The organism is Streptomyces sp. NBC_00727, assembly GCF_045161745.1.
In the GTDB taxonomy this organism is placed as follows: Bacteria; Actinomycetota; Actinomycetes; order Streptomycetales; family Streptomycetaceae; genus Streptomyces.
On record NZ_CP108981.1, the window covers coordinates 4962193 to 4985921 of the forward strand.

The 23729-nt window shown below is 70.7% G+C and carries 23 protein-coding genes, 1 tRNA gene and 1 riboswitch; of the genes, 16 read left to right on the forward strand and 8 right to left on the reverse strand.

Annotated elements, in window-relative coordinates:
• Positions 1–34: 34 nt before the first annotated feature.
• Positions 35–361, reverse strand: coding sequence for a zinc-ribbon domain-containing protein (locus OG242_RS22635; protein WP_405899890.1), 327 nt, complete (start codon positions 359–361; stop codon positions 35–37).
• A complete protein-coding gene (locus OG242_RS22640) occupies positions 358–2469 on the reverse strand; it encodes a HEAT repeat domain-containing protein (protein ID WP_405899891.1) in 2112 nt (703 codons plus the stop codon). Before OG242_RS22640 ends, OG242_RS22635 begins: the two co-directional genes overlap by 4 nt.
• Before the next feature lie 359 nt (positions 2470–2828).
• On the opposite strand from OG242_RS22640, the gene OG242_RS22645 reads away from it, so the two are divergent.
• The gene (locus OG242_RS22645) at positions 2829–3233 is read left to right on the forward strand and encodes an RHS repeat domain-containing protein (protein WP_405899892.1); all 405 of its coding nucleotides are present in this window, start codon (positions 2829–2831) and stop codon (positions 3231–3233) included.
• Positions 3234–3762: 529 nt separating this feature from the next.
• Here the strand turns inward: OG242_RS22645 and OG242_RS22650 are convergent.
• Positions 3763–4008 (reverse strand): hypothetical protein, encoded by a 246-nt coding sequence (locus OG242_RS22650; RefSeq protein WP_405899893.1) that lies wholly within the window; start codon positions 4006–4008, stop codon positions 3763–3765.
• Complete coding sequence (locus OG242_RS22655) at positions 3996–4247, reverse strand: hypothetical protein (protein ID WP_405899894.1); 252 nt, start codon at positions 4245–4247, stop codon at positions 3996–3998. The genes OG242_RS22650 and OG242_RS22655 overlap by 13 nt, the downstream gene beginning before the upstream one ends.
• A gap of 273 nt (positions 4248–4520) precedes the next feature.
• On the opposite strand from OG242_RS22655, the gene OG242_RS22660 reads away from it, so the two are divergent.
• The 5 genes from OG242_RS22660 (at position 4521) to OG242_RS22680 (ending at position 8745) form a co-directional block, all read left to right on the forward strand.
• Positions 4521–5240 carry an XRE family transcriptional regulator gene (locus OG242_RS22660; RefSeq protein WP_329223804.1) on the forward strand — a complete coding sequence of 240 codons (720 nt, stop codon included), beginning with the start codon at positions 4521–4523 and terminating at the stop codon, positions 5238–5240.
• A 2-nt stretch (positions 5241–5242) separates the two neighbouring features.
• Complete coding sequence (locus OG242_RS22665; protein WP_405899895.1) at positions 5243–5713, forward strand: NUDIX hydrolase; 471 nt, start codon at positions 5243–5245, stop codon at positions 5711–5713.
• A 460-nt stretch (positions 5714–6173) separates the two neighbouring features.
• Positions 6174–6635, forward strand: a complete 462-nt coding sequence (locus OG242_RS22670) for a hypothetical protein (protein WP_405899896.1) — start codon at positions 6174–6176, stop codon at positions 6633–6635.
• A 206-nt stretch (positions 6636–6841) separates the two neighbouring features.
• Entirely contained in the window at positions 6842–8341 is a 1500-nt protein-coding gene (locus OG242_RS22675) for an IS701 family transposase (RefSeq protein WP_405899897.1), read from the forward strand.
• A gap of 113 nt (positions 8342–8454) precedes the next feature.
• Positions 8455–8745, forward strand: a complete 291-nt coding sequence (locus tag OG242_RS22680; RefSeq protein ID WP_405899898.1) for a hypothetical protein — start codon at positions 8455–8457, stop codon at positions 8743–8745.
• Between the two features lie 36 nt (positions 8746–8781).
• Here the strand turns inward: OG242_RS22680 and ligD are convergent, their stop codons facing one another.
• The gene (ligD, locus tag OG242_RS22685; protein ID WP_405899899.1) at positions 8782–9675 is read right to left on the reverse strand and encodes a non-homologous end-joining DNA ligase; all 894 of its coding nucleotides are present in this window, start codon (positions 9673–9675) and stop codon (positions 8782–8784) included.
• A 62-nt stretch (positions 9676–9737) separates the two neighbouring features.
• Between ligD and OG242_RS22690 the strand changes: the two genes are divergently transcribed.
• Positions 9738–10793 carry a Ku protein gene (locus OG242_RS22690; RefSeq protein ID WP_405899900.1) on the forward strand — a complete coding sequence of 352 codons (1056 nt, stop codon included), beginning with the start codon at positions 9738–9740 and terminating at the stop codon, positions 10791–10793.
• Positions 10794–10888: 95 nt separating this feature from the next.
• A riboswitch (ZMP/ZTP riboswitch) is annotated at positions 10889–11016 on the forward strand.
• Between the two features lie 39 nt (positions 11017–11055).
• Entirely contained in the window at positions 11056–12339 is a 1284-nt protein-coding gene (glyA, locus tag OG242_RS22695) for a serine hydroxymethyltransferase (protein WP_405899901.1), read from the forward strand.
• Positions 12340–12766: 427 nt separating this feature from the next.
• Here the strand turns inward: glyA and OG242_RS22700 are convergent, their stop codons facing one another.
• Positions 12767–13012, reverse strand: a complete 246-nt coding sequence (locus tag OG242_RS22700) for a DUF397 domain-containing protein (RefSeq protein WP_405899902.1) — start codon at positions 13010–13012, stop codon at positions 12767–12769.
• A complete protein-coding gene (locus tag OG242_RS22705; protein ID WP_405899903.1) occupies positions 13009–13872 on the reverse strand; it encodes a Scr1 family TA system antitoxin-like transcriptional regulator in 864 nt (287 codons plus the stop codon). Before OG242_RS22705 ends, OG242_RS22700 begins: the two co-directional genes overlap by 4 nt.
• Positions 13873–14294: 422 nt before the next feature.
• On the opposite strand from OG242_RS22705, the gene OG242_RS22710 reads away from it, so the two are divergent.
• The 3 genes from OG242_RS22710 to OG242_RS22720 all read left to right on the forward strand — a co-directional run bounded on the left by OG242_RS22710 (position 14295) and on the right by OG242_RS22720 (position 17464).
• Entirely contained in the window at positions 14295–15281 is a 987-nt protein-coding gene (locus OG242_RS22710; protein WP_405899904.1) for a MarR family transcriptional regulator, read from the forward strand.
• A 71-nt stretch (positions 15282–15352) separates the two neighbouring features.
• Positions 15353–15799 carry an ATP-binding protein gene (locus OG242_RS22715; protein WP_405899905.1) on the forward strand — a complete coding sequence of 149 codons (447 nt, stop codon included), beginning with the start codon at positions 15353–15355 and terminating at the stop codon, positions 15797–15799.
• A gap of 231 nt (positions 15800–16030) precedes the next feature.
• Positions 16031–17464, forward strand: coding sequence for an ATP-binding protein (locus OG242_RS22720; RefSeq protein ID WP_405899906.1), 1434 nt, complete (start codon positions 16031–16033; stop codon positions 17462–17464).
• Between the two features lie 222 nt (positions 17465–17686).
• On the opposite strand, the gene OG242_RS22725 is transcribed toward OG242_RS22720, so the two are convergent.
• Positions 17687–17758: transfer RNA gene (locus OG242_RS22725), tRNA-Arg, on the reverse strand.
• A 216-nt stretch (positions 17759–17974) separates the two neighbouring features.
• Here OG242_RS22725 and OG242_RS22730 point away from each other — a divergent pair.
• From OG242_RS22730 to thrC, 5 genes are all read left to right on the forward strand, one after another.
• The gene (locus OG242_RS22730; RefSeq protein ID WP_405899907.1) at positions 17975–18388 is read left to right on the forward strand and encodes a response regulator; all 414 of its coding nucleotides are present in this window, start codon (positions 17975–17977) and stop codon (positions 18386–18388) included.
• A 55-nt stretch (positions 18389–18443) separates the two neighbouring features.
• On the forward strand, positions 18444–19514 hold the full coding sequence (gene nrtL / locus OG242_RS22735; RefSeq protein WP_405899908.1) for an ArgS-related anticodon-binding protein NrtL: 1071 nt from the start codon (positions 18444–18446) through the stop codon (positions 19512–19514).
• 25 nt (positions 19515–19539) lie between these two features.
• Complete coding sequence (lysA, locus tag OG242_RS22740) at positions 19540–20931, forward strand: diaminopimelate decarboxylase (protein WP_405899909.1); 1392 nt, start codon at positions 19540–19542, stop codon at positions 20929–20931.
• Positions 20932–21056: 125 nt separating this feature from the next.
• On the forward strand, positions 21057–22367 hold the full coding sequence (locus OG242_RS22745) for a homoserine dehydrogenase (RefSeq protein ID WP_177153931.1): 1311 nt from the start codon (positions 21057–21059) through the stop codon (positions 22365–22367).
• Between the two features lie 6 nt (positions 22368–22373).
• The gene (gene thrC, locus OG242_RS22750; protein WP_405899910.1) at positions 22374–23444 is read left to right on the forward strand and encodes a threonine synthase; all 1071 of its coding nucleotides are present in this window, start codon (positions 22374–22376) and stop codon (positions 23442–23444) included.
• Positions 23445–23729 lie beyond the last annotated feature (285 nt).

Consider the following 23729-nt stretch of genomic DNA (forward strand, 5'->3'; position numbering starts at 1 on the left):
TCAGGGACTCCCGCTCCTCGGCCCGGGGAGGACGTCAGTGCTGGTACGGGTTCTGCCCCTGGCCCGGCGCCCCCGACGCGTACCCCTGCTGCGGGGACTGGCCGAACGGGTTGCCGTCCTGCGAGGCCGCGTGCTGCGCCAGCAGCTGCTCGGCCTGCTCCTTGGGTATCCGCTGCTCGCCGCCGCAGAACGTGCACTGCGTGGCGTACTTCGTCGAGAACGGGAACAGCGGCACGAAGAACAGCGTGAACTTCGTGACCCGCTTGCGCAGCGTGTGCGCCGACGGGTTCCCGCACCAGCCGCAGACCAGCGTCAGGACCGCCAGCTGGTACAGATAACCTCGCGTGCCGAAAATGATCATGTGGGTTCCTTCCCCGTGTTCCCCAGGAGCGCCCGGCGGCAGAGCGCGAGCAGCTTTTCGTCGGTGTACGTGTGGTGGCTGCCGCGGTCGCCCTCCGGCGCGTTGTGACGGCGTACGGAGGTGAGCTCGGTGAGCAGCACGCGTGCCGCGTCCGACCCTGCACCAGCGGGCCTCATGCGCGCCAGGCATTCCGCCACCCGAACCCGGACGTGGGGGTTCTGCCCCCAGGCCGCCAGCAGCACCGGGACGGACTCCTCGGCACGACCGGAAACCTCCCACAGAGCGACCGCCGCGTCCACCCGCAGCCACACGTTCCCGTCGCGCAGCAGCTCCCGCAGCCGGGGCGCGCCCGCCGCCGCCCGCCATCCCAGGCGCCCCACCGTGCCCACCGCCGCCCGCCGCGCCTCCACGTTCCGGGAGGCCAGCCCCGCGACCAGCGCGGGCAGCACCGCGTCGGCGTCCCCCTCCACCGCCCACAGCGCCCCGGCCGCCTCCGCCGCCTCCACCGTGCCGGTCCGCCGCACCAGGGCGCGCAGTTCAGGTACGGCGCAGCCCGCGGCGGGCCCGAAAGCCGCGAGGGCCCGCAGCGCCGCCGTACGCAGCCGCTCGTCCCCGGAGCCCGGGGCCCCGCGTAGCACCCGCAGCACTCCCGGGGCCGCCCCGCCCGTCCGGAGCGCGGTGAGCGCGCTCAGCAGCGGCCCCACCCGGTCGTACGCCCGCTCATCGAGCACCGCCTCATCCAGCCGCTGCCGCAGCGCACCGGTCAGCGGCCGGGCCGCCTCGCCCAGCCGGGCGATGCCGGGACCCACGTCGTACGGCACCAGGGGGTGGCCGAGGGCCGCCGTCAGGGCGGGCAGGGCGCGCGGGTCGCCCAGCCGGGCCAGGGCCTTCACCGCGCCGCCCAGCTGCGCCCGCCCGTCCGGCCAGGTCCGCACCCACGCCCCGGGGTCCGCCGCGACCCGCTCCGCCAGCGCGTCCGCCGCCGGGGCGGCCAGCCCGAAGAGCCCCTCCAGCAGGTGCGAGGCGGCCTCGGCGAGCTTGGGTTCGGGCGCGGCGAGCTGCTCGCCCACCAGGCGCACCAGCTCCTCGTAGGAACCCCGCCAGCCGCCTATGAGCCGGTCGCTCAGGCGGACGGCGTCGACGCGCTGCCAGGGGTCGGGGCTCCGCAGCTGCTCGGCCAGCAGCGCCGCCCGCTCGGCGACCCGGTCGTCGAGCCCGGCGTGCAGCGTGCGCAGCAGATCGGCCGTCCAGGGCGCGGCCCGCCCCGCGGTCTCCTCGGCGGACAGCGCCCGCACCTGCCCGAGCAGTGTCACCGGGGCCGCCTCGGCGCCCGTCCCAGGCGGCTCGGCGGTGCGGGTCCGGGGGCCGCCGGGCCCGGGGGACGTACGCAGCTTCCGCAGCAGGCCCGTCACCACGGCCACCACGTCGCCCGGCAGCGAGCGCGGTGCGCAGCGCGCCAGCTGGGCCAGGGCCGCCAGCCGCAGCCCCGGCGGACTGGCCTCGGCGGCCAGCCGGCTCAGCCAGTCGGCGACCGTCCCGGCCAGCGGCCCGTGGCGCAGGGCGAGCCGTCCCGCCGCCTCGACCAGGGCGAACCGCACCTCGTCGTCCGGCTCCGACGCCAGCCGGGCCCGCAGCAGGGTCAGCACCCTGGCCGGGTCGTCGTGCAGGGCGGCCAGCGCGAGCGGGGCGCTCAGCCGTACGCCCGGGTCCTCGTCGGCCAGCAGCGCGAAGAACACCCCGGCGTTCGCGGTGACGGCCGCCGCCGCCATCGCGTAGTTGGCCGCGCCCTCCGCCTCCTCCTCGTCCAGCTCCTCCTCGTCGTCCTCGCCGAGGTCGATGCCGCCGATGCTGGTCAGTAACTCGACCAGGTCGCCCCGGTCCACGACCGCTGGGTCGGTGACCAGCTCGAAGAGGAACGGGATGCAGGCGAGCGTGCACGGATAGACGTCGCCCTGGTGGTGCACCGCCCCGTACATCCCGTCCAGGGCGCGTTCGCGCTCCGCCGGATCGGCGGACGCCAGCCCGCGCAGCAGGGCCGGCACGTCGTCCGCCGGTCCGTAGGCATGCTCCATCGAGGCCCAGTCGACCTCTTCGATCCCCGCGAACACGCCATCGCCTCCCCGCCGACGTCACGCAAGCAGTGTCTGCGCAGAGTGTGCACCACGCCCCGGACCATCCGACCACCCCCCGCACGCTTTTGCCCAGGAACATGACAACAGCCGCGCGCGTGCGGTATGGCGTTACGGGCGGGGCGCGTACGGCTGAGAAACCATCTCATTTGGCTAGCTCGGTAGCCTGTCGTTCATGGTGGGGCTCGTTGAGCGGCTGGTGCCAGATGAGTTGTGGGCGTTGTTCCAGCGGGTGGTGCCGGAGGCGCTGACGCCGGAGCTCGAGCAGCCGAGGTGCGACGTATGGATGAGGACGGACAGTAGGCTCCGATCATCGGGAGTTGGTGCCTCCTGATCGAATGGATCTGTTCGATCGGAGTGAGGCTCAGAGCCCCGCTGACGTGCTGCGCGCCCTGGCTGCTGGCAGCCTCTACCGAACTCGGAACGGTTCAGTCACCGACCCCGCCGGAAACCACTGGACGTACACCTACGACCAGCTCGGCCGGAAGATCTCAACTACCGACCCTGACCAGGGCACGACGGATACGACCTACGACGACCGCAGCCAGATGACGTTCGTCAAGGGCTCGCGCACCGACGCCCCCGGACTGGCGTACCTCTACGACGACCTCGGCCGCCAGACCGAGGTACGCGAGAAGTCCCCCACCGGAACCCTGCGGACCAAGCAGGTCTACGACACGGTCAGAGGTGCCAAGGGGCAGCTCGCCGCATCCACCCGGTCTGACAGCGCGGACACTGGGTGAGCTGTTCAGAGTTTCTTTACTTGATCAAGGGCGTCCCGCTGGCGCGGGCCGCCGCGCGCCGGCGGTCGGTGACCGCCGCCCGCTCCTGTCTGCCGCCCCGCTGGCGACGGCCGCCGACCGCTCGGCGCGCAGAGCCCGGGAGCGTAGGCCGGACCACCAATCGGAAGACCCGGTCCGACCGCTCAGCAGCAGACTGGCCGGGCACCTGAGAGGCTACCCGGCGGGCTCGCGCCGTCCCGGGCGCCCATGCTTGCTGCCTGGCTGGGGGCCGTGACGATGGAGATATCCGGGCTGATGCTGGTGCGGGGTTGAGCGAGACACACGTGGCGGGTGATCGGTCGGCGCGCCCGCCGTCGTGGCTGACTTTCTGTGGCAGAGGCCAGAACTCCCACAGCCACGGGCACGGCACCACGTGAGGGCCCGTCCCTGCCGGGGCTGACGAGTGCGGGGGAGCCTCGATCGGCTGCGCCCGGCAGGGACGGGAGTCGGGTGGGTCAGCGCGGTGCGGCGCCTGGGCGAGCGAGGCGGGTCATGTCTGGCGCCAGGTCCGCCAGGGGCGGGTGATGATCTCCCGGTAGGTGTGGTGGGACGGGTTCTGACCACAGTGCCGCAGCACCCACTCCTGCGGTTCGGCGAAGTCCTCGCTCGTCGGTGAGGTCTCTCCGTCCACGGCGCACTTCATCGCGTACAGGACCGGCTCCGCGTCCGGCTCGCGGTCGGGCTGGAGCGTCCAGGTCTCGTAGCGCAGGACCGAGCGAGGGGTCACCGTCCCCACCTCCGGTTGGCCACGGCCACCTTCGCGCTCAACTCCTCCGTCGGAGTCGGCGTACGTACGTCCTCGGGCGGCACGTCCCACTCCCGGCCACCGCGCGGCGGCCGAAGCTGCACGTACGTCCCCACATGCCCCATCACCACGCCCACCTTGCCGCTCCGCCGGTCGACCACCAGGGCGCCGACATCGGGCGAGACGGTGTGCCCGTCGGCATCAGGGGTGGGGGCCGTCATCGTGACCACCCCCGCGAGGCGGCGCGGGACCGGGCGGGCAGTCGCAGGGCGGGAACACGTGGGGTGGCACTCATTCGCACGGTGACGCTCCTCGGCGGCGTTGATGCGTGCCCCTGGGCTTGTTGGTGCCGCGGGGTCGGCACCGATCCTCACGCCGGTCACCGGGACGAAGGAACCTCCACCAAACCTCACTTCGGGACGTCCTGCACCGTGTAGAACGTCCCTAGTGCCGTCCTGAGACGAAGGGGGAGACTCGTGCCGAACGAGAGACTACGAGCCGTCATGGCGGCGGGAGGCTGGACGTACGCCGCACTCGCTCAGCAGGTCGAGGTCGACCCCAAGTCGGTCGAGCGCTGGGTGAACCTCGGGCGTATCCCACGTCGCGCCACCGCCCTCCAGGCGGCCAAGGCCCTGGGAGAAGACGTGCACGCACTCTGGCCGGCGCTCCGCCAGGCCCGCCCCGCCCGCGCCATCAGCCCCGAACTGGTCGCGCTCTACGAACAGCGGGCCGATATCCCCGTCTCGACGTTCACCGACCTGATGGCCCAAGCCCGGGAACGGATCGACATCCTCGTCTACGCGGCAGTCTTCCTCCACGAGGCGTACCCGCGGCTGAACGAACTCCTCACCGAACGCGCCGCCGAAGGCTGCACCGTCCGCATCGCGATCGGGGACCCCGACAGCGACAACGTCCAAGCCCGCGGCCAGGAAGAGCGGTTCGGCCACGGCATCGAATCCCGCTGCCGCCTCGCGCTCATGCACTACAAGCCGCTCGCCGACACCCCCGGCATCGAAGTCCGCACCCACGGCACCACGCTCTACAACTCCCTCTACCGGGCCGACGACCAGCAACTCGTCAACGCACACGTCTGGGGCGTCAACGCCTACGCAGCCCCCGTGTGGCACCTTCGCCGACACCAGGAGAGCGGCATGTTCGACACCTACGCCGACAGCTTCGACGCCGTGTGGGCGACCGCAACCCCCGTACGAGAGGAAGACTGACCGTGGCCCGCACCGAGTACTACGACGACCCGAACGCGCCCAAGCCGAACAGCATGGTCGTCGCCGCCTCCGCCGTCGTCACCGACGACCACGGCCGCATCCTTCTCCAGCGCCGCCGCGACAACGACCTATGGGCCCTGCCCGGAGGCGGAATGGACCTCACCGACTCCCTGCCAGGCACAGCCGTCCGCGAGATCAAGGAAGAGACCGGCCTCGACGTCGAGATCACCGGCCTGGTCGGCACCTACACCGACCCGAAACACATCATCGCCTACACCGACGGTGAGGTCCGCCGCCAGTTCAACGTCTGCTTCACCGCCCGCATCACCAGCGGCCAACTGACAATCTCCGACGAGTCCACCGAACTCCGGTTCGTACCGCCGGAAGAGATCGAGGAGTTGCCGATGCACCACACCCAACGACTCAGGCTCCAACACTTCCAGGAACAGCGCGAGAAGCCGTACCTGGGCTGAACCATCTGACGGCAGTAGCGACGGCAACAACCCCGCACAACCACGCACCTCACCGGACCAACAAACCGCACTTGACCTGCGAAAAAGCAGGTCGAAGGCTTCGCGTAGCACACGTACTATGTGCTGGCGGGGGCTACTCCGGTCCTGGTGCACAATTCCGGTCCGAATTGTGGAGTTCCAGCTGGCGGCAGGAATGGAGACCGTCTCGGCGGCGAGGATTTCCATGGAAGTGACTACAGTCTCGACGAGATGGTTGAGTTCGTGAACGGTCACACGGGTGGGGGGAACCCGGCAATGGGGCGTCCGTCCGCCACGGAAGTTGAGACGACGCTTCGACAGGCTGGGCCACGCCAGTTGGACGGGCAGAACTCATCAAGGTTTGACCACAATGGTGTCCGCGTAATTATCAACTGGGATATGCCGTGGAAGTCCACGTCGTATTACCCTGGCAGGTGAATGGATGAATGCAAGCGAACGAGGCGAATGGCTCGGATGCTTCCTGACGGATATGGACATCCGTCGGCTGGAGAGCGTCTCAGTTCCAGTCGCCCCGGAGCGGACCCTAGGGCTGGTTGAGCTGCTGGAGAGCTGGCGCAATCACGTTCTCAGGATTGAGGTGGAGATTGGGCTACCCGATTCCGACAGGACGGTGTGGGGCGTCTATGACTTGATTGCCGCCCTCGCACTCAGGAGCTTCGTCTCTCTCGGCATGAAAAAGACCGACTCGGATTTCCTTGGGGGATTCAGGCGGGCGCTCGATGATGCCGACTCCAGATTTATTCAGTTCACTGAAATTGATGAATCTGGAATTGTTCGTCGTCTCGATGGCGGTGAGCGATCGAATGGTGAATGGTGGTGGGATCGAGTTCCCCGGATTGGCCCGATCCGTCGAGAGGTCGAGCGAATCAAATCGTCATCGTGACCCGATTGCGGCTGTTGAAATAGAGAGAATTCGATGGCAGCCCTAGAATTTCATCAGTAAGTCTGAAGCCCCACCGGATTACTTTCCGGTGGGGCTTCAGGGGTGTTTGACGGCAACGCTGACGGCAACGTCAGCGGACGAGTACTGCAGCCGGAGATCTTGTGACCATGTCCTGTCACGGTCGTTGACCGGTCATGATGATGGGTGTGACGGCTGAGCAGATAGCCGGGTGGGATGCGGAACTGTCCACACTGACCGGCTCGTTGAGGCGATTGTTCAACCGGCCCGAGCCACGGATGGTGTTCGCGCAGTACGTCGAGGGGCTGCTGGCGGAGTTGCCGGTGAAGAACGGCTGGACACTCTCGGAACGGGCCGGGCATCTGACGCCGGACCGGATGCAATGGCTGCTCAACGGCTCGGTCTGGGATGCCGACCGGCTGCGCGATGCCGTGCGTGACTACGTGGTCGCCCACCTCGGTGATCCGGAAGCCTCGCCGGTCATCGACGATACCCAGGCGCAGAAGAAGGGCACCAAGTCGGTCGGGGTGGCCTTCCAGCACTGCGGTCCGACCGGGGACGTCCGCAACTGCCAGACCATGGTCATGCTCACCTACGCCGCCAAGGCCGGACATGCCTTCATCGACCGCCGCCTGTACCTGCCCGAGGAATGGACCGGCGACCGGGAACGCTGCCGCGAGGCCGGCGTGCCCGAGAACATCGGCTTCGCCACCAAACCCGAACTCGCCGTCACCATGCTGGAACGCGCCCTGGCCGCCGGTGTCCCGTTCGGCTGGGTCCTGGCGGACGCCGGGTATGGCCGCGACCGCAAACTGCGGGTCTTCTGTCACGAGCGGACGCTGCCCTATGTGCTGGCCGTCCCGGCCGATCTGCCGCTGGACGGCCCACTGGGCAAGCCCCGCCTCCCGGCCGTGAAACGGGCCGATGACCTGCTGCATTACGCAAAGTTCCGCGATGAGTGGGAACGCCGCTCGCTCGGCGAGGGCGCCAAGGGCGAACGCCTCTACGACTGGACCGCTTTCGATGTCACCGTAAAGGACGAGGAGCCGGCCGAGGGATTCACGCACTGGCTGGTGATGCGCAGATCCCTGCACCCCAACCGGCGCGGCAAGGACGGACAACTCCACCGGGAGATCGCCTACTTCCTCGTGCACGCCCCGCACGACACCACCCTCACCGAGATCATCACCCGTGCGGGCGGCCGGTGGCGGATCGAGGAGGACAACGAGATCAACAAACAGCTCGTCGGCTTCGCCCAGTACCAGGTCCGCAAGTGGCCCCCCCTGGCACCGTCACATCACCATCTGCATGCTCGCCACCGCCTTCCTCACCGTCCGGCACGCCGCCCTCACCCGCCCCGAACCAGAACCTGGCGACACCTCACAGGAAGCCGACACCCCGGGAAAAGACCAGGTCAGCGACGAGAGCGAGACCACCGACTGATCCCCGGACCACTCCTGCAGCCTTCCCGGCAGAGCATCCGGCACTGCCTGGCCGCCACCCGCCTCAACCCCCGCCACCCCGTCGAAACCGTCCTGGCCTGCGACTACTGGCGCCGCCTCCACCAGACCCGCGCCACGGTCAGCCACTACCGCCGCCGCAGCGACCCCCTACCTCGCCCCCTACAGGCCTGGTCGACCCATCAACCGATCCCGCCGATCACTGATCCTCAAGATCTCCGGCTGTAGTACCTGTAGCCCAGAGATTTAAGGTCGTGCCCTCTCCCCATGGAGAGGTCAGGGTTTCGGGGATAGGAACAAGGCCCCCTCCGCACAGCGGTGCGGAGGGGGCCTTGTTTCGTTTGACGGCAACGGCAACGGCAACGGCAACGGCAACGGCAACGGCAACGGCAACGTCGGCGGACGACGGCTGCGGTAAGTGGGTCGTCGGGGGCATCGTCGCCCGGACCGAGGGCGTCGCCGAGGGTGTTGGCGGCGTGGTGTTGGAGGCGGAGCCGGACATGGGCGTAGACGCCGATGTCGGCGCGCCCGCGGAGTCCATTGATCGCGACGAGATCAATGCCCTGTTCCATGAGCAGGAGCACGCTCGGTGCCGTGGCATCCGAGGGCGGGGCCTTGACCCCAGATCCTGAACGGGGCCTGTCCGGCGGATCAGGGTCGGACAGGTCCTAGGAGACCGGAAGCGGCCGGCCCTCTTCCGGGTCGCACAGCGGGGCGAGCAGATCGCCGTGCCGGTCCAGCCGTCCGGCCATGTCACCCGCCAGGAAGACCAGGTCGCCGGGGGAGCGGCAGCCCTCGATCTCCGCCCAGGTGACCGGCGCGGACACGGCCGGCTCGGCGCGGGCGCGCAGGGTGTAGGGCGTGGCGGTGGTCTTCGCCGCGGCGTTCTGGCTGAAGTCGACGAACACCTTGCCCGGCCGCAGCGCCCGCCGCATCCGGTGCACCACCAGCTCCGGGAGTTCCCGCTCCGCACGGACGGCCAGCCCCTTCGCGTACGCCGACACCGCCGCCGAGTCCGTCGGGGTGATCGGGACCAGCAGATGCAGGCCCTTGGAACCCGAGGTCTTCCCGTACGCCGCAAGGCCGTCCTCGGCCAGCCGCTCCCGCAGCCACAGCGCCACCCGGCAGCACTCCACGACGGTGGCCGGCGCCCCCGGGTCCAGGTCGAACACCAGCCGGTCGGCCACCGCGGGCGTCCCGGCCCGCCACTGCGGGGTGTGGAACTCCACCACCAGGTTGGCCGCCCACATCAGGGAGGCCAGATCCTCCACGACCACCTGCTCGGACGGCTCGCTCTCGCGGTGCGGCACCGGGACCCTGCGTACCCAGGACGGAGTACCGGGCGGCGGGTTCTTCGTGAAGAACCGCTGCCCCTCCGGCCCGTCCGGATAGCGCAGGAAGGACACGGGCCGGTCCCGCAGATGCGCGAGCAGCACCCCGGACGCCGTGGCCGCGTAGTAGTGCAGCACCTCGCCCTTCGTGGTGCCGGTGGCCGGATACAGCACCTTCTCCAGATTGCTCAGGGAGAGCCGTCGCCCCTCCACCTCGGTGATCGGCGTCATACGATAAGAATCACACGCGAAACGTAGGTTTCTTCGCACATACGTATCCAAGGGGTGAACCGGTGAGGTCCATCTGGAACGGCGCCATCTCCTTCGGGCTGGTCAGCATCCCGATCAAGCTGGTCAACGCCACCGAGAACCACTCGATCTCCTTCCGGCAGATCCATGTCGAGGACGGCGGGCGCATCCGCTACCGCAAGGTGTGCGAGCTGGACGGGGAGGAGGTGACGTCCGCCGAGATCGGCAAGGCGTACGAGGACGCCGACGGCTCGATGATCCCGATCACCGACGAGGACCTGAGCCATCTGCCGCTGCCCACCGCGAAGACCATCGAGATCGTCGCCTTCGTCCCGGCCGACGCGATCGACCCGCTCCAGATGGACGCGGCCTACTACCTCTCCGCCAACGGCGTCCCGGCGGCCAAGCCGTACACCCTGCTGCGCGAGGCCCTGAAGCGGAGCCGCAAGGTGGCCCTCGCCAAGTACGCGCTCCGCGGGCGCGAGCGCCTGGGCATGCTGCGGGTCGTCGACGACGTGATCGCCATGCACGGGCTGCTCTGGCCGGACGAGATCCGGGCCCCCGAGGGCGTCGCCCCGGAGTCCGACGTGACCGTGCGCGACGCGGAGCTGGACCTCGCGGACGCCCTGATGGACACCCTCGGCGACGTCGACATGGACTCGCTGCACGACGACTACCGCGAGGCGGTCGAGGAACTGGTCGCCGCCAAGGCCTCGGGCGAGGCGCCGGAACCGTCCGAGAAGGGCGCCAAGGGAGGCGGGAAGGTCATCGACCTGCTCGCCGCCCTGGAGAGCAGCGTCAAGGCCGCGAAGGAGGCCCGGGGCGAGGAGGAGGACTCCGTGGCGGACGTCACGCACCTCGCCGACCGCAAGGCGTCCGGTGCCGACAAGAAACCCGCGTCCGGCGGCGCCGCCAAGAAGTCCGCGTCCTCCCCGAAGGCCGGCGGCGGCAAGAAGTCCACGTCGAGCGGTACGGGCAAGACGGCGGCCAAGAAGACGGCCTCCAAGAGCACCGCGAAGAAGACGGCGGCGAAGAAGACGACGGCCAAGAAGCAGAGCGGGTCGAAGAGCACGGCGTCCCGCAAGCGCGCCTCGGCCTGACGGGGCGGCTCTCCCGGCGCACCCGCTGACGGCGGGCGGCCCTCCCCGTGCGCCCGTATCGCCCTTGCGCACCCCGTAAGGGCGCCCGGTAAGGTGCGGAAGGCCGCGACTGGCGCGCACTCCCTCACGGGGGGTGCTCAGTGGAATCGACCACGAGGGAGCGGCACACCCCGGGCGTGCCCGGGGGTGTCATGCCGGAGAGCCGTCCGCCTGGGCATCCGGGTCCACGCCGCAGCCATGCGACCGACCCGGGAGGAACCCCGTGACCGCGTCCGTACCCGCACAGCCCCGCCACCCCGCCCTGGCGGGCGCCGATCCCGAACTCGCCGCCCTCGTGGCCGCCGAGGAGCAGCTCCAGGCGGACACCCTGCGCCTGATCCCGAGCGAGAACTACGTCTCCGCCGCCGTGCTCGAAGCGTCCGGCACCGTGCTCCAGAACAAGTACTCCGAGGGCTACCCCGGCAAGCGCTACTACGAGGGCCAGCAGGTCATCGACCAGGTCGAGCGCCTGACCGCCGAGCGCGCCCGCGCGCTCTTCGGCATGGACCACGCCAACGTCCAGCCGTACTCCGGTTCACCCGCCAACCTCGCCGTCTACCTGGCCTTCCTCAAGCCCGGCGACACCGTGCTCGGCATGTCCCTGCCGATGGGCGGCCACCTCACGCACGGCTGGGGCGTCTCCGCCACCGGCACCTGGTTCAACGGCGTCCAGTACGGCGTGCGCCGCGACACCGGCCGCGTCGACCTGGACGAGGTCCGCGACCTGGCCCTCGCCGAGCGGCCGAAGCTCATCTTCTGCGGCGGCACCGCCGTGCCCCGCACGATCGACTTCGCGGGCTTCGCGGAGATCGCCCGCGAGGTGGGCGCGGTCCTGGTCGCCGACATCGCCCACATCGCCGGCCTCATCGCGGGCGGTGCCCACCCCTCGCCCGCCCCGCACGTGGACGTCGTCTCCACCACGACGCACAAGACCCTGCGCGGCCCGCGCGGCGCGATGCTCCTGAGCCGCGCCGAACACGCCCGCGCCCTGGACCGCGCCGTCTTCCCCGGCCTCCAGGGCGGCCCGCACAACCAGACCACGGCCGCGATCGGCGTCGCCCTGAACGAGGCCGCGACCCCCGCCTTCTGCTCCTACGCCCACACCGTCGTCGCCAACGCCCGCGCGCTGGGTGAGGAACTGGCGGCCCGGGGCTTCGATCTGGTCTCCGGCGGCACCGACAACCACCTGCTCCTGGTGGACCTCACGACCAAGGACATCCCCGGCAAGACGGCCGCCAAGGCCCTCGACCGCGCCGGCATCGTCGTCAACTACAACACCGTCCCGTACGACCCTCGGAAGCCCTTCGACCCCTCCGGCATCCGCATCGGGACGCCCGCGCTCACGTCCCGGGGTATCCCGGTGTCGGAGATGGCGACGGTCGCGGGCTGGATCGACCGCGTGATCACGGCCGCCCGCGCGGACGACGAGGACGCGATCTCGAAGGTCCGCGCCGAGGTGAAGGAGTTGATGGACGGGTACCCGGCGCCGGGGCTGCCGGTCGCCTGACCGTGGTCGCGTGGCTCTCGCTGAGACGAGGCCGACGGCGTTCGGAGCCCGGGACCACGATCAGGCGTTGTTGTCCCGGTCCCGGTGGTTCTTCATGTACTTGCGGGTGACCACCACCAGGGCAAGCGAGGCGCAGCCGATGGCCACAAGCGTCACTCGCGTCGCGGCTCCCTCATTGGTGATCGCTCCTCCGAACCCGGCCAGCGTCCCGCAGGCGCCCAGCAAGAGGGATCGCCACCCGAGGAACATCTGCCCAAGCCCGAGAGCGGAGCCCCTGAGGAATCCACCACCCTGCAGGCTTCTCACTGTTCCTTCTGGCTTCGCCATCTCATCTCCCGGCTGATCGGAGGCGCCCAAGGAAATCCCCACGCTGTGTCGGGCCCCGGGCACGACCGCAGCCCGGGGCGGTTCGGCCAGTTGTCGGGCGTCAGCCCTGGGAGGCGTACGCGACGAACTCGCTCCAGGTGGAGGGGGAGAGGGCGAGCTCGGGGCTGTGCTGGTCCTTGGAGTCCCGGACGTGGACGGCCGTGGGGCAGGCGGCGACCTCGACGCAGCTGTCACCCTCGGAGCCGCTGTAGGTCGACTTGTGCCAGTCCATCGCCACCTCGATGCAGGCGTCACCCTGAGAGCCGCTGTAACTGCTCTTGAACCAGGTCAGGCCGGACGTGCTCATAGCGCTCCTCGCAATCGCTTCAGCAGGCTCAGCGAGTCCTCGGGGCTCAGAGCCTGTGAGCGCAGTTTCGCATACCGTTGCTGGAGGATGCTGATCTCCTTCGGATCGGAAATCAGCCGCCCGTTCTGCTGACCCTCCGAGTAGGCGAACCATCGGTGTTCGGGCGTTTCTGCCAGCAGGATCGGACCATCCGTGCCTGCGTGGTGTGGCTGACGCATGGGCATGACCTGAAACTCCACGTTCCAGTTCCCCTCGATCAACTCAATCAAGTGATCCAGGAGTTCACGCGTGACGTCGTCCCCGCCCGTGTGCCGCTCCAACACCGACTGCTCCACGATGAAGCTGAACGCCGTGGGTGGCTTCCGGTGGATGGACAGCAGCTCCTGACGGGCCAACCGTGCCGCGATCCGCTGTTCCAGCTCCTCCGGGTCCGGCAGTGGCGGGACGTCGAGCGAGATGGCTCGTGCGTACGCCTCGGTCTGCAACAGGCCCGGGATCACGCGGCAGTCGTACGTGTAGAGGCTGATCGCCGTCGTCTCCAGGCGTGCCCACTGCACGAACCAGCTCGCCAGCCCCGCCTGGCGGGAGAGATGAGGCGCGGCCTTCCTGAGCGCGCCCGTGTTGCCGAGCAGAGGCTCCGCGCTCTGCACGAAATCGCGGTCCGGCATCCGGCGGCCCTGCTCGATGGAGGCGATCGTGTGCTTGGAATACCCGACGAGGGCGCCGAACTCCTCACGGCTCAGGCCCGCATGCTCCCGTAAGGCCTGGACGACCGCGCCGAAGGTGCGCAGACTGTCCGAGGCCCCCGGCTCCGAACCGCCCGCCGATCCCGTACCGCCGTCCGTATTGCCGTAGCCCACTACCGGCCACCTTTCGCGCGCGCACCCCGTCGTACCGCTTCTGACTGGGTCTCATCGTCGGGCCAGGGCTTGCGTACTGTCTACTCCTCGTGTGCGTACGCTGACGCTGCGTACGCACCTCCTGAGTCTCGGATCTCGGGTCTCGGGCGTCGTGCCCGGTGCGGCATGCCGGGCGGCGCTTGAGATTCGGGATTCGTGACCCGAGGTCCGAGCGGTGTTCTTCATCCGGCGGGTAATTGGGGGAAGGGAAACCCTCCCACCCTCCCGACCCCGTCACGGCCAGCAAGTATGACTAATAGTGAGCGAGTTGCGGCGAAGAGTGGCGGCTGCCTACGGTGCCCCCAACGAAACGACCCCGACGCGGTGTTGTCGCACCGGCCGGGGTCTGACCCAAGATCGTCACCCAAAGAAAGACCGATCTCATGGCTGCCCAGCACTTTAGTCCCGCCCTGCGCGCCCCCGAAGTCCCGGCCCCGTACCGCGCGGCCCGCACCGGTTACGGCAAGCAGAGCATTCCCGCCCAAGGCCCGCCCCTCCCCGCCGACTTCGCCGCCCTGCCCGAGCGCGAACGGTACGTCGCCGGGTATCTGGACCGTCTGCCCGACGGGGCCGCGATGGACATCAAGTTGCTGGCCAGGGACCTCCCCCTGTACGGCCAGATGGCCATCGGCACCGCCCTGCGCGCGCTCGCCGTGGCCGGGCACCTGCGCCGGGTACGCCGCCGGATCGATGTCGGGGGGGACGGCCAGTGCCGGTGGGTGACGTACACCTACTGGTCCCGGACCGCCCACGACAACGAGTGGTGGACCGCGAGGCTCGCGGGCGGTGGGCCCGCCGACCCGGTACCGGCGCCGGACCCCTCCGGCGAGCCGCTCGACGTACCGCCGCAGCGCACCGCGCAGCGACCCGCCCCGAACCCGCCCGCGCCGCCGAGGCGGGACGCGCCGTCCCCCGCCGCGTCGTCGCCCGCCGCACCGTCCCCCGCCTACCTCGCCCTCGCCGGACTCGGCCGCCGTGAACCCCGCCTCGCGCTCTCCGCCGCCGACTGCGCCGACCTGGAACCGCTCGCCGCCGCCTGGCTCGCGCGCGGCGTCGATGTCGCCCACCTGACCTCGGCGCTGACCGCCGGGCTCCCCGCCGAGGACGTCGCGTTCCCGCTCGGTTTCGTACGCCGCCGCCTGGTCGACAAGATGCCGCCCCGGCTGCCGGACGCACCCCCGGCAGGCCGCCCAGCGCCCGATCTCCGGGTCGAGTGCGTCGAGTGCGGCCGCCCGGGCCCGGCGGCTGCCCTCCCGGACGGCCTCTGCCGCCCCTGCCGCACCCCGCACCCGCAGGCCACGCCCCCGGTCGCGGCCGATGACGTCGCGGCCCGCGTCGCCGGACTCCGCGACCTGATGCGCACGCCCTGAGCGCGTACGCCTGCGCGGAGTACGCGGGCCGGTGCTGGTGCACGCCGGGGACGTACCACCAGATTGGGGGCATGACACCACTGCCCACCGAGGTCGGCGCCCCGGCCACCGCGAGCGCGTTCACCCAGCGCTTCAGCTCGACCCCGCGCGGCGCCCGCCTCGCCCGGAGGCTCGCCGTGCACCAACTCGACGCCTGGGGTGTGCCGTACGGCAGCCCGGCATCGGACACCGCCGCCGTCCTGGTCGCCGAGCTGGCCGCCAACGCCGTCACCCACGGCCGCGTCCCGGGCCGGGACTTCGAGGTGACCGTACGGCTCATCGGCCGGACCCTGCGCATCGAGGTCTCCGACGCCCGGGGCGAACGCCGCCCGCCGGTTGGGGGAGCGGTGGCGCCCGCCCCGCTCGCGGAGGACGGCCGGGGGCTGCTGCTGGTGGAGGCGCTCGCCGCCCGCTGGGAGGTGCTGGACCGCGTCCCCGTCGGCAAGACCGTCGCGGCCGAGCTTGACCTGCCGCTGTGACGGGGAACTGCGGACCGGGGTCTGCTCCTGGCGGACGCCCCTGCCGGAATGCGACGGGTGGAGCGCGGCCCTGATCAGCGCGGAAGGCGTCCAGCCCCGGCTACGAGGGCGTTCTCCGCTGCGCCGTTGTCTCGGCGGGGCTGCCGACGACGGCAGTGCGAGTTAACCTAAGTAAGATGCAATCTACGTAATATCGAATCTATGTTTTATGGGGATCAGGCTGGAGCTCCGATGAAGTTCAAGGGCAGGTCTGCCGACCTGGATCAGCTGGCTCGGCAACTGGGTCTGGTGGTCGGCGGTACGGGCGCCACCCGTGGTCAGGCTGTGATCGTGACGGGCCGGCGCCGGGTGGGCAAGTCCCGTCTGGTCCAGGAGTTCTGCGACCGTTCCGGGCTTCCCTACGCGGTCTTCCAAGCGACCCGGGGACGCAATGCCGTGGCCGAGCGGGCGGACTTCGCCGCGACGCTGGCGCATTCCCCTCTTCCCGGGGCTGAGTTGGTGGCCGGTCTGCAGGCCTCCGACTGGAACCAGGCGCTGCGCTCCCTGGCGGTCGCGGTTCCGGACGATGTCCCGAGCATTGCGGTGCTCGACGAGGTGCCGTGGCTGGTGGAGCAGGACGGGGAGTTCGAGGGGGCGCTGCAGACGGTCTGGGGCCGGCACCTGTCCGCCAAGCCCGTCCTGTTGATCCTGGTAGGCAGCGACATGTCGGTGATGGAGGCGCTGCAGTCCTATGGGCGCCCGTTTTTCGGCCGGGCAGCCAAGATGACCGTACAGCCGCTGCATCTGGCCGATGTGCAGGCGATGACCGGGCTCGGCGCGGCGGAAGCCGTGGACGCGCTGCTGATCACCGGAGGGTTCCCGGAGATCGTTCAGTCCTGGCGGACGGGGATGGGCCCCAGGGACTTCCTGCGCGAGGCTGTGTCCAATCCGCTTGCGCCGCTGTTGGTGGCAGGCGAACTGTCTCTGCTGGGGGAGTTTCCCGAGGCATCCCACTCGCGCGCGATCCTGGAAGCGGTCGGTAGCGGCGAGCGGACCTTTTCCACCATTGCCGCACAAGCCGGCGGTGGGGGCGCGCTGCCCTCGGGCACGCTGTCTCCGTTGTTGAACACGCTGCTGGCCAAGCGCGTCCTGGCCGCTGACCTGCCGCTCTCTGTCAAGGCGGACAGCAAGAACAAGCGCTACCGGATCGCCGATCCGTATCTCCGGTTCTGGCTGGCATTCCTGCAGCGTGGGATCCCGCTCATCGAGCGTGGCCGTGGTGATCTGGCGCTGGAGCGCATCGAGCGGTCGTGGATGACCTGGCGGGGCCGGGCCGTCGAGCCGGTCGTCCGCGAGTCGTTGCTGCGGCTGCTGCCCGATGAGAGGTGGCCGCAGACGGAGGCGGTCGGGGGCTGGTGGAACCGGCAGAACAACCCGGAGATCGACCTGATCGGAGCCGACCGTGAACCCGCGGCAGGGCGGGTTCACTTCATCGGCTCGGTGAAGTGGTTGGAGTCGCAGCCGTTCGGCCGTCGTGAGTACGACGCCCTGGTGCGGGACATGCTCGCCGTGCCCGGTGCCGAGCCGAACACGCCGCTGGTCGCGGTGTCCCGTTGCGGTGTCGAGGGCGACCTGCCTCTGGCGGCGCACTGGGACCCGGAGGACCTTGTCCGTGCCTGGCGGTAGCCGTGGAAACCGTCAGGCCGGACATGGCGATGCGGCTGCCCCGGGAGCCCGGTGGGGCCGGCCTCGAAGTGCGACGCGGGGACTGGGCGGAAGGAGCCCTGGGCCTGAAGGCTCGACCGCCGGAAGGCGCGCGTACGGTGCCACTGCCGTGTTCTGGCATGAAAGAAAGCCTCTGACTTGCAGTTCAGCAGGTCAGAGGCTTCTTTGGCACTTCTCGCGAAGTGCCCCCGGCAGGATTCGAACCTGCGCACCCGGCTCCGGAGGCCGATGCTCTATCCCCTGAGCTACGGGGGCGTATCGCTGTGTTGCTCTGCGACGGGTGAAACACTACCAGCTTCCGCAGGGTGCCCGTGAACAGGTATTCCGCGTCATCGGGCGCCGGCGGGAGACCCCTCGTACACACATCCGGCCAATCTCGCGGGGCCTCCTCCGGGGGCGGAAGTGGGCAAAACCCGGACGCAGCCCCTCCGGCCCACCTACTCTCGAAGGGTGTCTGGGGCATGCGGCCGCGTGCTTGTTGTCGACGACAACAAGGTCATCCGGCAGTTGATCAGGGTCAACCTCGAGCTGGAGGGCTTCGAGGTCGTGACCGCGGGCGATGGTGCCGAGTGTCTGGATCTCGTGCACCGGGTCCGCCCCGATGTGATCACACTCGACGTCGCCATGCCCCGGCTGGACGGTTTGCAGACCGCGACCCGGCTGCGCTCCGACCCCCGCACCGGGCACCTGCCCCTCGCGATCGTCAGCGCCTGCACGCCGTACGAGGTGGACCACGGGGTCGCCGCCGGGGTCGACGCGTTCCTCGCCAAGCCCTTCGAGCCGAGCGAGCTCGTGCGGCTCGTGCGTCGGCTGATCGAGCGCGGCCGGACGGCCGCGCTCGACGGCGGGCCCGGTGCCGGGCGGGCGGAGAGCGCCGCCGGTTGACCGCATGGCGAAACCGGTTCGCGAAGGCCCCCCCTCCCTCCCATACGCTGGTCCCGTGACCCCCGTCGACCTCTCCACGACCGTGCTGCACGCCGTGCGCCGCGCGGTCCGCGAGGACGCCCTGCGCGCGCCCGTGCCCGCGCGCGTACGGGTGGAGAGGACCCGGCCCGGCGGCCGCGGGGAGTACGCCAGCGCCGTCGCGCTCCAGCTCGCCGGCCCCGCCGGCCTCGGGGCCCGCGAGGTCGCCGAGATCCTGCGCGACCGGCTCGCCGGCGCCCCCGGAGTCGCCGGTGTCGAGATCACCGGGCCCGGCTTCCTCAACTTCACGCTCGACGCGTCGGCCGGCGCCGCCGCCCACCGCGACCTCGTGCACCGGGTACGGGAGCGAGGGGAGCGGTACGGGTACGGGGACGCCCTCGCCGGACAGCGGCTGAGCCTCGTACACGCCCGTGAGGTCCGGGCCGCTGTCACCGCCGATGCCCTCCGCCGGCTGCTGAGCGCCCAGGGGGCCGTCGTACGCGTCAGCTGTGAGGGGGAGCCGGATCCGGAGTGGGCGCGGCTCGGGGTGAGCGCGGAAGCCCCCGGTGCCCAGGCGGAAGCCCCCATCCGCCCCGTCCCCGCCGGGCACACCGCCGCCGCCCTGCTCACCCGCCTCGGCCCCGACGCCACCCGCTGGGGGCTGCTCCGGCCCGCCGGGCACGACCACGCGCCCCTCGGGCCCGAGCTGCTCGTGCAGACCGAGGCCAACGCCCTCTTCCGGGTCCGTTACGCATACGCCCGCGCCCGTGCCGTCCTCCGGGGCGCGGGACGGCTCGGTGTCGCCGTCGCGGGGGACGGCGAGGACATCGACGCCACCGGGGCCGACACCCTGCTCGCGCTGCTCGACGCGCACCCCGCCGTACTCGCCGCAGCGGCCCGGCACCGCGCCCCCGACCGGCTCGCCCGGCACCTCGAAGCGGTCGCGGGGGCCTTCTTCGACTTCCACGACGCCGCCCCATCGCTGCCCGTCGGGGACGAGAAACCCTCGGCCGCCCACCGCTCCCGGACGGCCGTCGCCGAAGCCGCCGGGGCTGTGCTGGCCGGCGGCCTGTCCCTGCTCGGCGTGAGCGCGCCCGAACACCTCTGAAGACCCGAGAGAGCAGAGCCACACGATGAGCCGATCCGCACACCCCGCCGGACCCCGTCACGCCGACGTCATGTCCGAGGGCCACTACTTCGCCCCCGCCGACGACCTCAACGTCCTCGACGAGAAGGTGTGGTCCCACACCGTCACCCGCGACGAGCACGGGGCGGTGACCGTCGGCGGGCTCACGGTCTCCCGACTGGCCGAGGAGTTCGGCACCCCCGCCTACTTCCTGGACGAGGCCGACTTCCGGGCCCGCTGCCGCGCCTGGTCCGACGCCTTCGGGCCGGGGGCCGACGTCTTCTACGCCGGCAAGGCGTTCCTCTCCCGGGCGGTCGTGCGCTGGCTCAAGGAGGAGGGGCTCAACCTCGACGTCTGCTCGGGCGGCGAGCTGGCCACCGCGCTCGACGCCGGGATGCCCGCCGAGCGCATCGCCTTCCACGGCAACAACAAGACCGTCGACGAGATCGAGCGGGCCGTCGCGGCGGGCGTCGGGCGCATCGTCCTCGACTCCTTCCAGGAGATCGCCCGCGTCGCGCACATCGCGCAGGGCCTCGGCAGGCGCCAGCGCGTCCAGATCCGGGTGACCGTCGGCGTCGAGGCGCACACCCACGAGTTCATCGCCACCGCCCACGAGGACCAGAAGTTCGGGATCGCGCTGGCCGGGGGGCAGGCCGCCGAGGCCGTGCGCCGGGCGCTCACCCTGGACGGGCTCGAACTCGTCGGCATCCACTCGCACATCGGCTCGCAGATCTTCGACATGGCCGGCTTCGAGGTCTCCGCGCGCCGCGTCGTGCAGCTGCTCGCCGAGGTGCGCGACGAGCACGGCGTCGAGCTGCCCGAGATCGACCTGGGCGGCGGCCTCGGCATCGCGTACACCTCCGACGACGACCCGCGCGAGCCGCACGAGATCGCCAAGTCGCTCGGCGACATCGTGACCCGCGAGTGCGAGGCCGCCGGGCTCGCCACCCCCCGTATCTCCGTGGAACCCGGCCGCGCCATCGTCGGCCCGACCGCCTTCACGCTGTACGAGGTCGGCACGGTCAAGCCTCTGGAGGGCCTGCGCACCTACGTCAGCGTCGACGGCGGCATGTCGGACAACATCCGCACCGCGCTGTACGACGCCGAGTACAGCGTCTCGCTCGCCTCGCGCACCTCGGACGCCGAACCGATGCTCGTCCGGGTCGTCGGCAAGCACTGCGAGAGCGGCGACATCGTGGTCAAGGACGCCTACCTGCCGGCCGACCTGGCCCCCGGCGACCTGATCGCCGTGCCCGCCACCGGCGCGTACTGCCGTTCCATGGCGAGCAACTACAACCACGCCCTGCGCCCGCCGGTCGTCGCCGTGCGGGACGGGGAGGCGCGGGTGATCGTCCGGCGCGAGACGGAGGAAGATCTCCTGCGTCTCGACGTCGGCTGAAGCCGTATTTCCGGGGGCGTACCACGCTGTCCCGGTAAACATCTCAGGATCCGGACGGGTGGCAGGAACACCCGTCCGGTGAGTGAGACTGGTCCGTACAACAGGTGTAAAGGAAACGAGGTCGGATGATGCGTACGCGTCCGCTGAAGGTGGCGCTGCTGGGCTGCGGTGTGGTCGGCTCAGAGGTGGCGCGCATCATGACGACGCACGCCGACGACCTCACGGCGCGCATCGGCGCGCCGGTGGAGCTCGCCGGTGTGGCCGTGCGCCGGCCCTCCAAGGTGCGCGAGGGCATCGACCCCGCGCTGATCACCACGGACGCGACCGCCCTCGTCAAACGGGGCGACATCGACGTCGTCATCGAGGTCATCGGCGGCATCGAGCCCGCCCGCACGCTGATCAGGACCGCGTTCGAGCACGGCGCGAGCGTCGTCTCCGCCAACAAGGCGCTGCTCGCCGAGGACGGCGCCGCCCTGCACGCCGCCGCCGAGCAGCACGGCCGGGACCTCTACTACGAGGCCGCCGTGGCCGGTGCCATCCCGCTCGTACGCCCACTGCGCGAGTCCCTCGCGGGCGACAAGGTGAACCGGGTGCTCGGCATCGTCAACGGCACCACCAACTTCATCCTCGACAAGATGGACACCAGCGGCGCCGGCTACTCCGAGGCGCTCGACGAGGCCACCGCTCTCGGTTACGCGGAGGCCGACCCCACCGCCGACGTGGAGGGCTTCGACGCCGCCGCCAAGGCCGCGATCCTGGCCGGCATCGCCTTCCACACCCGGGTCCGCATCGGCGACGTGCACCGCGAGGGCATCACCGAGGTCACCGCAGCCGACATCGCGTCCGCCCGCCGCATGGGCTGCACCGTCAAGCTCCTCGCCATCTGCGAGCGCGCCGCCGACGGGCGCTCCGTCACGGCCCGCGTGCACCCCGCGATGATCCCGCTGAGCCACCCGCTCGCCTCCGTCCGCGAGGCGTACAACGCGGTGTTCGTCGAGGCGGAGGCCGCCGGGCAGCTGATGTTCTACGGCCCCGGCGCGGGCGGTGCGCCCACCGCGTCCGCGGTGCTCGGCGACCTCGTGGCCGTCTGCCGCAACAAGCTCAACGAGGCCCCCGGGCCCGGCGAGTCCGCGTACACGCGTCTGCCGGTGAGCCCCATGGGCGACGTCGTCACGCGGTACCACATCAGCCTCGACGTGGCCGACAAGCCGGGCGTGCTCGCCCAGGTCGCGACGGTCTTCGCCGACCAGGGCGTATCCATCGATACGGTCCGCCAGCAGAGCCGGCCGGACAGTCAGGAAACCGACGGCGAGGCGTCCCTCGTCGTCGTCACCCACCGCGCGCCCGACGCCGCCCTCTCCGGGACCGTCGAGGCGCTGCGCAAGCTCGACACCGTGCGCGGTGTCGCCAGCATCATGCGTGTTGAAGGGGAGTAAGGACCCATGACCACCAAGGGCACCCACCAGTGGCGCGGCATCATCGAGGAGTACCGGGACCGTCTCCCGGTCACGAGCACGACGCCGGTCGTCACGCTCCGTGAGGGCGGTACGCCGCTCGTACCCGCTCAGGTCCTCTCCGAGCGCACGGGCTGCGAGGTGCACCTCAAGGTCGAGGGCGCCAACCCCACCGGGTCCTTCAAGGACCGCGGCATGACCATGGCCATCACCCGGGCCAAGGAGGAGGGCGCGCAGGCCGTCATCTGCGCCTCCACCGGCAACACCTCCGCCTCCGCCGCCGCCTACGCGGTGCGGGCCGGGATGGTCTGCGCGGTCCTCGTGCCGCAGGGCAAGATCGCGCTCGGCAAGATGGGCCAGGCGCTCGTGCACGGCGCCAAGATCCTCCAGGTCGACGGCAACTTCGACGACTGCCTGACGCTGGCCCGCTCGCTCTCGGACAACTACCCGGTCGCGCTGGTCAATTCGGTCAACCCGGTCCGTATCGAGGGCCAGAAGACCGCCGCGTTCGAGATCGTCGACGCGCTCGGCGACGCCCCGGACATCCACGTCCTGCCGGTCGGTAACGCGGGCAACATCACCGCGTACTGGAAGGGCTACACCGAGTACGCCGGTGACGGCATGTCGACGCACAAGCCGCGGATGTGGGGCTTCCAGGCCTCCGGCTCCGCGCCCATCGTGCGCGGCGAGATCGTCAAGGACCCGTCGACCATCGCCACCGCGATCCGGATCGGCAACCCGGCCTCCTGGAACTACGCGCTCGCCGCGCGCGACGAGTCCGGCGGCTTCATCGACGAGGTCACGGACCGTCAGATCCTGTCCGCCTACCGGCTGTTGGCCTCCCAGGAGGGCGTCTTCGTGGAGCCCGCCTCGGCCGCGTCCGTCGCCGGTCTGCTCAAGGCCGCCGAGGAGGGCAAGGTCGACCCCGGCCAGCGCATCGTCTGCACGGTGACCGGCAACGGCCTCAAGGACCCCGACTGGGCCGTCGCGGGCGCCCCGCAGCCGGTCACCGTCCCGGTCGACGCGGCCGCCGCCGCCGAGAAGCTGGGCCTGGCGTAACCACGTAACGCGTACACCCCCGGGCCGGTCCGGACGACGGCCCGGGGCTCCGCGCGCGACGCCTCGTCAGAAAGGGCCCCCGACCGGCCCCTTCCGGTACGAGAGCGCATCGCGGGCGTGCGACACGCATCGTGCGCCTCCTGTGCGCCCTATGTCGCCGCAGAACCTTCCTTCGATAAGCTGTACCCAACCCGCCCCGCCGCATCTGCCGGGGTGCCCGGGCCGTTGCGGCTCCCCCCGAACACCATCCCCGCAGTCGCAGCGCCCCGAATCCCCGCCGCCTTC